Source organism: Pandoraea horticolens, assembly GCF_902459555.1.
GTDB lineage: Bacteria > Pseudomonadota > Gammaproteobacteria > Burkholderiales > Burkholderiaceae > Pandoraea > Pandoraea horticolens.
Genome location: NZ_CABPSM010000006.1, coordinates 150069 through 163150, shown reverse-complemented (window position 1 = coordinate 163150; position 13082 = coordinate 150069). Strand labels below are relative to the sequence as shown.

Here is a 13082-nt window from a genome sequence, read left to right as displayed (position 1 = left end):
AAAAAAGTGCTGCCGTTGTAATGCTTGCGGCGACGCCCCCCGCAAAGGTGGCGCCGCCGGCGGCCCGGCCGAGTTGCCGCCGGGCGTTACACCTTGCCAAACAGGCGCTTTACTGGAGAAGCTTCAGCACTTGTTGCGGCAGTTGGTTTGCCTGGGCCAGCATCGAGATACCGGCTTGTTGCAGGATCTGCGACTTGGTCAGGTTGGCCGTTTCTGCAGCGTAGTCGGTGTCTTGCACGCCCGAACGCGCCGAGGTCAGGTTTTGCGTCGTGGTCGACAGGCTCGAAATCGTCGACTGGAAGCGGTTTTGAATAGCGCCCAGGGTCGATTGCAGCGTGTCGACGGTGCCGATGGCCGAGTCGATCTGCGACAGCATCAGCGTGGCGCTGTTGATCGTCTTGACGTCGGCTTGTGCCAGGCTACCGCTCGTGGCGTAGGTCGTGGCCGTCGTCGGCAAGCCCAGCTTGGTCAGCGTTGCCGGCGTGCCGCCGCTGATCTGGAACGCCTGACCCGAGCTCAGGTGCATCTTGCCCGTGGTGTCGACGTACGCGTTCACGCCGCTGTTCGACGAGTTGATCGCGTTGGCCAGGTCGGTGGCGCTGTTCATCTTGCCGGTGATGTTCGTGGCCTTACCGTTGACGGTCAGGACGAGGTCACCTGCTGCCAGCGTTTGCGAGAACGTGGCGGCGACGGCGGTCGACGTGGTCGTCGAACCGGCGGCGGCACCGGCGACGGCCATGCCCAGCGTGGTGGCATCGGCACCGGCGACCGTCAGCGTTTGTGCCGAATCGGTGTTGGTGATCGCGATTTCACCGGCCGAGTTGACCGATGCGACGTTGCCCGTGAAACCGGCGGTTTGTGCGGCGGTGTTGATTGCCGTTGCCAGGTCTGCCGAGCTGTTGTACGTGCCGGCCTTGACGTTGACGGCAGCGCCTGCGCCCAGTTGAACGGTCAGTGCGGCAACCGTGAAGCTCAGCGGGTTGGCGGCCGACGACGTTTGTGCGACCGAACCGATGCTGGCGATGGTCATGCTTTGTTGCAGGTTGACCGAGATGGTCTGGCCTGCGTTGGCACCCACTTGGAAGTTCGCCGTGCCCATCGAGCCGTCGAGCACGTTCAGGCCGTTGAACGACGTCTGGGTTGCCAGACGGTTCACTTCAGCCAGACGCTGTTGGACTTCCTGGTCCAGTGCGGCGCGGTCCGAAGCCGAGTTCGTCGAGTTGGTCGACTGCACGGCCAGGGTACGGATGCGTTGCAGGTTGTCGGTGATTGCCGACAGGGCGCCCGCAGCGGTTTGCACCAGCGAGATACCGTCGTTGGCGTTGCGCTGAGCTTGCTGCGTGCCGTTGATCTGGGCCGACATACGGTCCGTGATCGCCAGGCCAGCGGCATCGTCTGCCGCGCTGTTAATACGCAGACCCGACGAAAGACGGGTGATCGAGGTTTGCAGACCCGATTGCGAGGTGCTCAGGTTACGTTGTGCAACCAGCGAGAAGATATTGGTATTGATGACAGATGACATTTAGCCACTCCTTTCCCAAAATTTTTGGCTCCGGCTTAAGCGCCGTAACTTTGGCTCACCAGCCAATCGCCGAAAGCCGCCGTTGTAGGGGATATCGGACGGCCATTGGGAAAATTTAGGGTGATTTCACAAAATGCTCTCTCACCCCCCATCGACAGGCCCCGTCGATGTCGGAAAAACGCTAATAAGCGAGTCTACAAATTTCCTCCACGATCGATTCGTCAAGGAAAGGGGCAATCTGCCGCCTATTCATGTCCTGTAAGGCTTGGAGAGGTGGCGGCATGTCGCGTCATCTAGCAGGCACGGGGGGCAATTCTCAACCTGTGACACGCCCTGGCCGCGGCGAAAAAATTTTTTTCCGACGCCCCCAAAAAACTTCGTGCCGATAGCTGACGGCGCCTGAAAAACGCATGGCCCGCGACGGCGGGCCATGAAGTGAGTACTAATTAGCAGAAAGTGTGGTGTCGAAGGCGCTATGCGCAGACGGGGCCCATCTCCGCGCTGACCAGGCCGTGCTGCATGACGTAATAGGTGAGTTCGGCGTTGTTGTTCAGGCGCATCTTCTCGAGCAGGCGGGTGCGGTACACGCTTACGGTCTTGACCGAGAGCGACAGCGCGTTGGCGATGTCGGTCAGGCGCTTGCCCGAGCCGATCATGCAAAGCGTCTGGTACTCGCGGTCGGACAGGCGCTCGTGCGGCGGCTGGTCGGCGTCCGGGCCGAGATAATCGGCGAGCGTCTCGGCGACCATCGGGCTCACGTACTTGCGGCCCGCCGCGACCTGGCGCACGGCCGAGACCAACTGTTGCGCGTTCGAGCGTTTGCTTAAATAACCGGCCGCGCCGGCCTTGAGGGCGCGCAGCGCGAACTGGCCCTCTCCGTACATGCTGAAGATCATGATGGGCAAACGCGGATGTTTGCGCCGCAAGGTCTTGAGAATCTCGAGACCGTTTGTGTCGGGCAGCGAAATGTCGAGCAGGACGATGTCCCACTGCGCGGCATCTGTCATCTCCAGCGCTTCTGCGCCGCAGTCGGCTTCGCCGATGACGGCGATGCTCCCGCTATCGGAGAGCAGCTGCCGGACGCCCTGACGCACGATAGCGTGGTCGTCGACGATGAGCACTCTAAGCGTCATGATGCGTATCCGTGAAGAGCAAGCGATTCCGGGCCATGGAGGCTGGCCGGGGCAGGCAGGATTTGATGCCAGGGGAGCCGTGCACTCACGAGCGTCCCCGATCCCTGCGCACTACCGATACGCAGCGTGCCGCCGAGTGCGGTACAGCGCTCGCGCATGCCCACCAATCCGAAATGTCCCTGCTTGCGACGCGCGCCGCGGCCCAAGCCGCAACCGTCGTCTGAAATCGTGAGTTTGAGAGAGCGATGGCCGCCGTCGAGCGCGACGACAACGCGCGAGGCGCGTGCATGGCGGGCAACGTTAGTCAGCGCTTCCTGCGCGATACGGTACAAGGCAAGCACCGCATCGGGAGAAAGGTTCGCGACGCGATTGCGCGTCACATCGTCGCAGCGCCAGATGCACGTGAGGCCGCTTTGCTCGCCGAAGCCGCGCAACCAAGTGCGCAGCGCCGGGACGAGACCCGCGTCGAGCGCGGGCGGGCGGTTGCGGCCGACGAGTTCGTCTGCCGCGTCTTGTGCAGCGGTGGCGGCGTTCTGAATCTGGGTGCAAAGGGATTGCCATTCGGCAGCATCGACCGGAGTGCGCGTCGCTAGACGCGCTACGACCAATTGCAGTGCCGTGAGCTGCGCGCCAAGGCCGTCGTGGATTTCCTGCGCCAGACGCGTGCGCTCGGCTTCACGGGCGGCGTCTATCTTGCGGGCCACGGTTTGCGCCAGCGGACGTGCCGGCGCCCGCGCGGTGCGCGGGGCGGGCTCCGCCGGCAAAATAATGTCGCGAGCGGCAGGCTGATCCGATACCGGCGTCGCGGTGCGCGCGTGCAACGTGTCGTCAAGCGACACGCGACGTCTCGCAGCCTGTGCGGCAGGATCGACGAGATACGGCATGAAGGCAAAATCCCTGAGAGAAAAAGTCCCGCGCCGCAACGCTCGCGGCGAGACCTCATTCAATTTAACAAACTTTACATTTCGTCACAATTACACGCGGTGGGCACCTGCATGGACTGACGGCAAAGCGTAACTATTTGATTTGGATTAAGAAGTTCGCGCTTGCTTGAGGAGGATTCTGCAAAGACTCCGAATATATCAGGGTTTGTCCTAGCGCATCCAGTCGAGCATGCATTTCAAACGAAATTTCCAATCTAAATGATTGTAACGCCTTAATTTTTATCGCGACTTCATACGGTTGTGATTTTCTTTCAGGCGAAGGCGCGGGCTTGCCAAGCGCTTCGTCGGTGACGTGACCTGAACAACGTTCCCTATGGGGCGTTGCTTTCGGTCTCCGAATCTAGGGGGAGCGTGACGGTCACCATCAGGCCACGGCCGTCGCCGCCCGGCGCCAGCGTCACGGTGCCGTGGCTGGCCGCCACGATTTCCTTGACGATGGCCAGCCCCAGGCCCGTGCCGGGCTGGCCCGGTGGTGCATTGCGGTAGAAGCGTTCGAACACGCGCTGACGCGCCTCGGCGTGAATCCCCGGTCCATCGTCGATCACACGCAAGCGTGCCGAGCCGTCCGGGCGGTCGATAGCGACGGTGACGCGTCCACCTTCGTGGATATAGCGGATCGCATTGTCGACAAGATTCATGACCATTGCGTGAAACAGCTCGCCGTTGCCCGCAACCCACACGTGGGTCTCCGACGTCTCCAGCCCGAGATCGATGTTGCGCCGTTGCGCAAGGGCGACGAGTTCTTCGAGCACCCCGGCGGCGGCCGCGACCAGATCCACCCGCGAGCGCGAGAACGCCGGGGTGTCGGCCGCCTCTGCCTGCGAGAGCAGCAACAGCTTGTTGGTGAGGTCGGCCAGGCCGCGGCTGCTCGTCTGCATGGCGGCGAGCACGTCCGCGAGCGCCGCGCGGTCGTCAAGCTGGGCCGCGAACTGCAATTGTGTGTCGAGCAGCGTGAGTGGTGTGCGCAGCTGATGGGCGGCGTCGGCCACGAAGCGCCGCTGCTGCTGCGCTTGCGCCGAGAGGCGCTGTATACACAAATTGATCGCGTCGACGATGGGCCGCAGTTCGGTTTGCAGCTGCCCGGCGCGAATCGGCACCAGTTCCTGCGGCGAGCGCCCGGCAACTTCGTCCTTGAGACGGATGAGGGGGTGCAGCTCGACCGTCAGCCCGATGAGCACCAGTACGGCTGCGAGGGCGGCCATGGCGATTTGCCGGTGCAGCGACGGCTCCCATAATTGCGCGAGCATCTCGTCGTGCGCGCGCATTGTCTCGGCCACCACCACGGCGACCTTGTGCGGCTTGCCCGAGTCGTACATCGTGCGAACGAAGCTGATGGCCCGTAGCGGCTCGCCGTTCACCTCGAGATTCGAGTATGCGGGTACCGTTTGCGGGAAGAGCGGGGGATGCGGGAAGTCCGGCGGGCCGGCAAGGAGCCGGCCGTCTTGCGTGATGACCTGATAGAACACCCGGTCGCGCGCAGGAGACGCAAACAATTCGAGCGCAGACGGCGGCACGCTCGCGCGTAGCGCGCCGTCGACCCAGGTCAGCTCGCCCGCGATCACTTGTGCCGACGTGAGCAGCGCACGGTCCTGCACGAGTTCGGCGGTATCGCGCGCGCTGCGGTAGGCCTGCCAGGCGCTCGCCCCGATGTAGAGCGAGAGCGGCAGCATCAGCCACATCAGCAGCCGGACGCGCAGACTAAGCATCTTTCTCGCGCAGCAAATACCCCAGACCCCGCAAGGTCATGATGGCGGCCCGGCTGGTCTCGAGCTTCTTGCGCAACCGGTGGATATAGATTTCGATGGCGTCGGCACTCGGTTCGTCGTCCAGACCGAATACCCCGTCGACCAAAGCGCTTTTGGCGACCGTCTTGCCCTGCTTTCGCATGAGGATTTCGAGCACGGCATGTTCGCGCGACGGCAACGCGAGCGGCACGCCCGCTATCGTGAATTGCCGCGTGCCCGTCTGATAGCTCAGGTCGGCGCACACGAGATCGGCGCCCTGTTCGGGCGAATGCCGGCGCGCAAGCGCTTTCACGCGCGCGATCAATTCGCGCACTTCGAACGGTTTCACCAGATAGTCGTCGGCGCCTGCGCCGAGACAGTCGACCTTTTCGTCGACCGAACCGCTGGCCGTGAGAATGATGACCGGCACGTTGTTGCGCCGCTCGCGCAAGCGTCGCAGCACGTGCTTGCCACCGAGCTTGGGCAGCATGAGATCGAGCAGCACCACGTCATACGTCTCTGTTTGCAGCAGACGGTCGGCGGCGTCGCCGTCGCGCGCTGCGTCGACAGTGAAATTGTCGTCGCGCAGCATGCGGGCGAGCCAGTGGGCCAGCGTGTCGTTGTCTTCGATCAGCAGCAGTTTCATAACGGCAAAAGCGGAATGCGACGGCGAGTGTGCCCGTGGAACCTGCGCGCGCCAACAGCGGGTAAACACCCATCGGATGCCCATGAAAACCTGCATCGGGCGAAAGCTGGATGAAAGATTCGGTTCTCTACAATCGGCAACAAGGCAGAGGTGTCGATTGAGAAGACCCCTGCCTGGGCTCCGCGGTCAATCACGCGAGGCCGGCCGGCGCCGCAATGGAAGGCTCAGGCCATTATCCCTAAAAACGATGGAGACACCATAATGCGAGCAAGTCTGGGCGTGCGTGCGCCGAAAGCCTTCCTGAAACCTGTTCTGGCCGCCGTACTCGGTGCGTCGCTGGCGCTGGCCGCGATGCCGGGTTTCGCCGCCGATAGCGGCAAGATCACGATCATGGTCGGTGGCATCACCAAGATGGTCTATCTGCCGGCCAAGCTTGCCGAGCAGCTCGGCTACTTCAAGGAAGAAGGCTTGAATGTCGAGTTGCTCTCGCAGCCCGCCGGTGTCGACGCCGAAAACGAATTGCTCGCGGGTGCCGTGCAGGCCGTGGTCGGCTTCTACGATCACTCGATCGATCTGCAGAGCAAGGGCAAGGAAATTCAGGCCATCGTGATCTTCGGTCAGGTGCCCGGCGAGGTTGAGCTGGTCAACGCGAAGAGCAAAGACACCATCAAGAGCATGGCCGACGTGAAGGGCAAGACCCTGGGCGTGACCGGTCTGGGCTCGTCGACGAACTTTCTCACACAATATCTCGCGGCCAAGCACGGCCTGACGTCGGCGCAGTATTCGGTGCTGCCGGTCGGTGCCGACAACACGTTCATCGCAGCGATCAAGCAGAACCGGATCGACGCCGGCATGACCACCGAGCCGACCGCATCGCAGTTGCTCAAGACCGGCGACGCCGCCGTGCTGGTCGACATGCGCACGATGGAAGGCACGGTGGCTGCACTGGGCGGCGCTTACCCGGCATCGAGCCTGTATGTGCAACGCGTGTGGCTCGACAAGCACAAGCCGGAAGCGGCCAAGCTCGCCCGCGCGTTCGTGAAGACGCTCAAGTTCATCAACACGCACTCGGCCGCCGAGATCGCCGAGAAGATGCCGAAGGACTACTACGGCAACAACAAGGCGCTGTACGTGCAGGCGCTGCAGAACTCGCTGCCGATGTACTCGCCTGACGGCCGCATGCCGAAGGGCGGTCCCGAGACCGTGCTCAAGGTGCTCTCCGCGTTCAATCCGAACGTCAAGGGCAAGCACATCGATCTGTCGAAGACGTACACCAACGAGTTCGTCGATCAGGTGAAGTAATGCCCGATCCGGCGCGACCCGTTCGCCGGCCTTTGACCCCGTAATACCGGCGCGCGGTCCCTTCGACGCGCAGCCAACCGAGCCGCCCGCACCCGACGATCATCGACGACCGTCCGGTGTGCGGGCCGGCTCACCCCTGAGAAACCGCAACGATACCGTCGGACCTTCGACGAAGTCATCGAGGAGCCGGGCACATGACCCAGACCATTACCCCCACCGCGCCGGCACGCGCTGCGAGCCCTGTCTCGCGCGACACGCCCGCCATCGAGTTCGACAACGTGTCGTGCCGCTTCATCTCGCCGGACGGCAAAGCCACGGTTGCGCTGCGCAACTTCAGCATGTCGGTTGCGCGCGGCGAGTTTGTCGCCATCGTCGGCCCGACCGGCTGCGGCAAGTCGACCACGCTGTCAATGATTACCGGCCTGCTACGTCCGACCGCAGGCAGCGTGCGTGTGATGGGCCAGCCCGTGAACGGCATCGATCCGCGCATCGGCTTTGTCTTTCAGAACGACGCGGTCTTCCCGTGGCGCAGCGTGCGCGATAACGTGGCCGCCGGCCCGTTGTTTCGCGGTCAGTCGAAAGAGACCGCTTATGCCCTGGCCGACGAATGGATCAAGCGCGTGGGTCTCGACAAGTTCGGCAGCCATTACCCGCATCAACTCTCCGGCGGCATGCGCAAACGCGTGGCGCTGGCTCAGACGTTCATCAACAACCCCGAGATTTTGTTGATGGACGAACCGTTCTCGGCCCTCGACATGCAAACGCGCACGCTTATGCAGGACGAGCTGCTGCAACTGTGGTCGTCGACGTCGGGCTCGGTGGTGTTCGTCACGCACGATCTGGAGGAAGCGATTGCGCTGGCGGATCGCGTGTTCGTACTCACGGCGCGTCCGGCTACGTTGAAGAATGTCTACACGATCGATCTGCCGCGTCCGCGCGTGATGTCCGAAATTCGCTACGAGCAGCGCTTCATCGACATCTCGCGCGAAATCTGGGCGGATCTGCGAGAAGAAGTGAAGATCGGTTAAGTAAGTGCGGCCCCGCCGGGGCTGCGTCAGTGATTTTGCGGGCTGCGTTGCCGTGAACGGCGACGCGCGCCTTTGCCGTCAGGAGGAGGGCATGAACATGAGTGAACAGGCCGTACTGGCAGGGTTCGGCGACGCCGATCTCGCACGTGAGGAAGCCGCGGCGCAGCGCCGCATCAAACAACGTCGCGCGCTGGTGGTTTTCCTGCGCGTGGCGATTCTGGTGATCGGACTTGGCGGCTGGGAGTTGTCCGCGCGTCTGGGCTGGATCGATCCTTTCTTCTTTTCGCAACCGAGTCTGATCGTTCAGCAGATCTATGACTGGTGTGTCGAAGGCACGTCGCAAGGGCCGCTCTGGACGCAGGTGCTCGTCACGCTCGAAGAGACCGTGCTGGGCTTTCTCATCGGCGGTGTGGCCGGTGTGATCTGCGGCATCGTGCTCGGCCGCAACAAGCTGCTCTCGGATGTTTTCAGTCTCTACATCCAGATTGCCAACTCGATTCCGCGCGTGGTGCTCGGCTCGATCTTCGTGATCGCGTTCGGTCTGGGCATGGCGTCGAAGGTGGCGCTCGCGGTGGTGATGGTTTTCTTCGTCGTGTTCGCGAATGCCTTCCAGGGGGTGCGCGAGGCCGACCGCTACATGATCGCGAATGCGCAGATTCTGGGCGCGTCGCGCCGTCAGGTGACGATGTCGGTGGTGATTCCGTCGGCGCTGTCGTGGATTCTCGCCAGCTTGCATGTGAGCTTCGGCTTCGCTCTCGTGGGGGCGGTGGTCGGCGAGTTCCTCGGCTCGAAGCAGGGCATCGGTTTGCTGATCTCGACCGCGCAAGGTGCGTTTAACGCGAGTGGTGTGTTCGCGGCGATGATCGTGCTGGCGGTAGTGGCGCTGGGGGCGGATTATCTGCTGACGTCGCTCGAGAAGCGCTTGCTGAAATGGCGTCCGGCGGCGTTCACCAACGAGTGAGCGCAACGATATCGCGGCGTCATGGTGTCATGGTGTCATGGCGTCGCGGTGTCGCGGTGTCGCGGTGTCGCGAGTGTCCGGCGATAGTCTCCGGTGCAAAAGGAAACGGCGCCACCCATCACGGGTGGCGCCGTTCTCGTTTGAGGGGGCACGCAAGGTATCCCGTCGTTTTGAATCGATCAGATGTTGAGCTTCGTGACCTTCGTACCTTCGATGTTCAGGTTGGCCATGAGGCCGGCGTTGGTCATCACGATCACTTCCACCGGCGAGGTCGCGGTGTTCAGATCGACCGCACCGTTCGCGCCGATTTTGACCAGTGCGACCGAGGCGTCGGCACCGGCCGTCCAGCCGTCGGTGCGCTGGAATTTGTCGAGGGCGTCCTGCGTCATGAACAGGAAGATGATGGCCTTCGATTGCGCACCGATTTGCAGACCGAACGATGCCGTCACGGTGTTGTAGTAGCCCCTCGTGGCGCCGCCCACACGCAGTGCGCCTTCACCATATTCGCCGCCTACGATGAAACCGGCTTGCAGCACCGATGGGAACACGAGCACGCCGCGTGCCTTGTTCACCAATTCGCGGGAGCCCTTCACGGACGCATACATCTTGTCGAGCGCCCCGTTCACCGAGGCATCGATTTCACGCCGCTTGTTGGTATTGGCGCCGGCCGCGTTGTCGCTCTTCTCGGCCTGCGACGGCGAGGTCGTGGTACAGCCGGCGAGCGCGAACGCGGCGGCGGCAACGGCGACGGAAGTTTTCATCAGGAATTCGCGTTTTTGCATTTTCTCCCTCCAGATAGTGCGTGTGCCGTACACAAAGCACGGCGGCATGGATGTGGATAAAACGTCAGGCCGATGAAACGCCCGCGCGGGGCGCAACGCTTCGGCATCGAAGCGGATGATGAGATCGATGGTTTGGCATCCAATGGATGCGTTTATCGAACGGAGTGTGGCGCTCGTGACCCGTTTCGCGACGCTGCGAACATGCCGCGCAGTGTGTCGGCATGGCGTCGATTATGCGGTCTCCGTAGATATTGTCAAGAAAATGGCGCGACAAGTTCCGCTAACGTGCGCTTAACTTTTGTTAAGTTGTAGGTATCCGCCTACGTGCACTTGCGCACGTATTCTTCCTTGAGGGCTTTGCGCGGGTTTGTGCGCGTAGGAATGTCGACGCGATCGCCTGCGGGGGAGTCGACTCGCCGGTCACGCGTGTAAACCGGCTTGTCCGGCGTATTCGCGATCTTGTCGGCGAGGGCGCGGCATTCGTCGCGCAGGGAGGGTGACCCGGCACCGGATGCAGCGGCTTGTTCGGCCGCCTGGTCGCGTGCCGCTTTCGAACATTGCTCGGGAGGAAGGGCGCGACCGACGTTATCGAAGCACACCGGTGTCTGCGCGAACGCCAAGCCGCCTGCACTGAACAGTGCGACAGCAGTGGCCGTTTGCAGAGCGCGTTTGATCGCGGTGCGCGTTCGTCCAAGCTCGGCAGTGCTAAGCACCGGGGATGTGAGGCTGGGGGTGAGAGCGTGTGATGCGAATGAAGCGAGCATCGGGGGCAGCGTGGCGGTGCGGCGTGGCATCGTCGATCTCCTCAATGGGCCCAGTCGTGGCGCGGGTCTCGCTATTTTGGCATTGCCCCGGCCGGATTGTCGATAGTCGCGACGCCATGCCGGGCCGCAAGCGCGCCGGGGCGGTCGGTGCGCAACTCCAGCCGGTAGCCCACGCCATAGATCGAACGCACGATTTCTTCGTCGGGCCGGATCGCCTGCAACTTGCGGCGCAGGTTCTTGATATGGCTATCGACCGTGCGGTCGGCGACTACACGGTGATCGTCGTACATCCGGTCGAGCAGATGCGCGCGCGGGAATGTCTTGTCGGGATGGCTGGCGAGCGTGGCAAGCAGCCGCAATTCGACCGGGGTCAGGGGCAGTTCATGCCCGTCGAGTCGTGCGTGATGACGCACCGCGTCGATGACGAGTGCCCGCTGTTGCGAGTCGATGGCCGCAGTGTCGCCATTGGCGCTGGCGCCGGCCGCACCGCGAACCCGCCGCAGGATCGCCTTCACGCGCGCGACCACCTCGCGCGGGCTGAAGGGCTTGCAGATGTAGTCGTCGGCACCGAGTTCAAGGCCGAGCAGCCGGTCGGTTTCCGCTGCGCGGGCCGTCAGCATCACGATCGGGACTTCGGAGATCTCGCGCACGGCGCGGCAGACTTCGAGGCCGTCCATGCCCGGGAGCATCAGATCGAGCAGCACCAGACGCGGTTCGGTCGCGCGCACGGCCGGGAGCACGTCGCGTCCGTCGGAAAGGATGCGGCACGGCATGCTCGCCACACGCAGATACTCCGCGAGTAACGCGGCAAGCTTGGGCTCGTCTTCGACAATCAGAATCGGGGCGGTGTCGGAGAGTGTCATCGCGTCGGTCGGTATCGAAGGGGGGAATGAGGCGCAACGGTCCGCGAATTCGGGGGCATGGGGGGCGGGCTCAACACAAGGTTGCGATGGCCTGGGCGGCGAAACCGGACCCGCTTGCGCCGCAGGGCGAGCCGGAACCGGTGCACAGGCCGCTCATGCCGGTGGATGCACTGCGGGGATAGGGCAGTGTGATCGTCAACGCGAGCCCTCCCAGCGGGGAATGCCGCGCGACGATCTGGCCGCCGTGCGCTTCCACGATGTGTTTGCACAGCGCCAGCCCCAGACCGGCACCGCCGCTGCGTCGGCTGCGCGACGCCTCCACCCGGAACAGGCGCTCGAACAGGCGCGGCAGGGCGTCGTCCGGCACGCCGGGTGCGGAGTCTTCGATCTCGAGACGCAGTTGCGTGTCCGTCGACGACAGATACACGCGCACCGCACCGCCACCGTCGGTATAACGCAGCGAGTTCTCGAACAGATTGCCGAGCAGTTGCGTGAGACGGTGCAGATCGCCGTCGATGAACAGTGCGTTCTCCGGAAGATGAACATTCAGCGAGATGCCCTTGGCGTCGAACCAGTCGCCGAATGCGGCCACGGAGGTGGCGACGCGCTCGGTGATGTCGACGGGCGCAAACGCGTAGGTCAGCGCGCCCACATCCGAGAGCGACAACTCGTAGAGATCGTCGATCAGCTTGGAGAGCAGCGAGATTTCCACGCGTAGCGAGGAGAGCGCGTCTTGCGTAAGCGGGCGTACGCCGTCTTCCATCGCTTCGATTTCGCCACGCAACACCGAGAGCGGCGTGCGCAACTCGTGAGAGATGTCGGCGAGCAGGTCACGACGCAGGCGGTCGTTGTGCGAGAGGGTGTCGGCCAGCCGGTTCAGGTCGACGGCGAGACGCGCAAGTTCGTCGGCGCCGGCCGTTGGCGCACGGACACTGTAATCGCCCATCGCCATGCGATGGGTCGCGTCCAGCAGCGGGGTGACGGGCACCAGCAAGCGCTGGGCCAGGCGCAGGGCGACCGCGCCCAGCAGCGCCACGCCCAGCAGCGTCAGGTACATCAGGTTGTCGCCGCGCAGCCAACTGTGGCCAGCCACGGCAGCACGCACGACGACCGCGGTGGCCGTCATGGTGACCAGTCCTGTCGCGAAGATCGCGAGGAACAGCTTGCGAGTGATGCCGGGGTTCATGCGCTGGATAACTGGGCTAATGGTGGCGGCCAGAGAAGACATCGGGGCCTGACGAGGCGGGCCGGTGTGAGGCCCTGCCGACGTTGGCGCGCCATTTTCTCAGCTTCGGGGCGGCAGGCGTCGTGCCTCCACAAATTATCCTCTATTCGTGCTTAGTCGCTGCACACCCGCTGCTTACTATCCGTCACGAAGCTGGCCGCCGGGCCGTCTTCCCAATCAGCAAACCG

12 protein-coding genes are annotated in these 13082 nt (G+C 63.3%); 3 read left to right on the top strand and 9 right to left on the bottom strand.

Annotation, left to right across the window (positions count from 1 at the left end; translation table 11 throughout):
• Positions 1–109: 109 nt before the first annotated feature.
• From PHO31112_RS12265 to PHO31112_RS12245, 5 genes are all read right to left on the bottom strand, one after another.
• Positions 110–1522, bottom strand: a complete 1413-nt coding sequence (locus PHO31112_RS12265) for a flagellin N-terminal helical domain-containing protein (RefSeq protein ID WP_150620765.1) — start codon at positions 1520–1522, stop codon at positions 110–112.
• 473 nt (positions 1523–1995) lie between these two features.
• A complete protein-coding gene (locus PHO31112_RS12260) occupies positions 1996–2655 on the bottom strand; it encodes a response regulator (RefSeq protein ID WP_010807699.1) in 660 nt (219 codons plus the stop codon).
• A complete protein-coding gene (locus PHO31112_RS12255) occupies positions 2652–3539 on the bottom strand; it encodes a sensor histidine kinase (RefSeq protein WP_150620764.1) in 888 nt (295 codons plus the stop codon). The genes PHO31112_RS12260 and PHO31112_RS12255 overlap by 4 nt, the downstream gene beginning before the upstream one ends.
• Before the next feature lie 371 nt (positions 3540–3910).
• Positions 3911–5305: a sensor histidine kinase gene (locus PHO31112_RS12250; protein WP_246178103.1), complete on the bottom strand. Its 1395-nt coding sequence runs from the start codon at positions 5303–5305 to the stop codon at positions 3911–3913.
• Positions 5298–5969 (bottom strand): response regulator transcription factor, encoded by a 672-nt coding sequence (locus PHO31112_RS12245; RefSeq protein ID WP_039366513.1) that lies wholly within the window; start codon positions 5967–5969, stop codon positions 5298–5300. Before PHO31112_RS12245 ends, PHO31112_RS12250 begins: the two co-directional genes overlap by 8 nt.
• Positions 5970–6230: 261 nt before the next feature.
• Here PHO31112_RS12245 and PHO31112_RS12240 point away from each other — a divergent pair, with 261 nt between their 5' ends.
• The 3 genes from PHO31112_RS12240 (at position 6231) to PHO31112_RS12230 (ending at position 9260) form a co-directional block, all read left to right on the top strand.
• Positions 6231–7271 (top strand): ABC transporter substrate-binding protein, encoded by a 1041-nt coding sequence (locus PHO31112_RS12240; RefSeq protein ID WP_425495183.1) that lies wholly within the window; start codon positions 6231–6233, stop codon positions 7269–7271.
• A 194-nt stretch (positions 7272–7465) separates the two neighbouring features.
• Positions 7466–8299, top strand: a complete 834-nt coding sequence (locus PHO31112_RS12235) for an ABC transporter ATP-binding protein (RefSeq protein WP_150620763.1) — start codon at positions 7466–7468, stop codon at positions 8297–8299.
• A gap of 91 nt (positions 8300–8390) precedes the next feature.
• Positions 8391–9260, top strand: a complete 870-nt coding sequence (locus tag PHO31112_RS12230; RefSeq protein WP_174995690.1) for an ABC transporter permease — start codon at positions 8391–8393, stop codon at positions 9258–9260.
• 179 nt (positions 9261–9439) lie between these two features.
• Here the strand turns inward: PHO31112_RS12230 and PHO31112_RS12225 are convergent, their stop codons facing one another.
• The 4 genes from PHO31112_RS12225 to PHO31112_RS12210 form a co-directional block, all read right to left on the bottom strand.
• Positions 9440–10042, bottom strand: coding sequence for a BPSL1445 family SYLF domain-containing lipoprotein (locus PHO31112_RS12225; protein WP_150620762.1), 603 nt, complete (start codon positions 10040–10042; stop codon positions 9440–9442).
• A 320-nt stretch (positions 10043–10362) separates the two neighbouring features.
• Positions 10363–10836, bottom strand: coding sequence for a hypothetical protein (locus PHO31112_RS12220; RefSeq protein WP_150620761.1), 474 nt, complete (start codon positions 10834–10836; stop codon positions 10363–10365).
• A gap of 41 nt (positions 10837–10877) precedes the next feature.
• Positions 10878–11669, bottom strand: coding sequence for a response regulator (locus PHO31112_RS12215; protein ID WP_150620760.1), 792 nt, complete (start codon positions 11667–11669; stop codon positions 10878–10880).
• A 70-nt stretch (positions 11670–11739) separates the two neighbouring features.
• Positions 11740–12897 (bottom strand): ATP-binding protein, encoded by a 1158-nt coding sequence (locus PHO31112_RS12210; protein ID WP_150620759.1) that lies wholly within the window; start codon positions 12895–12897, stop codon positions 11740–11742.
• Positions 12898–13082 lie beyond the last annotated feature (185 nt).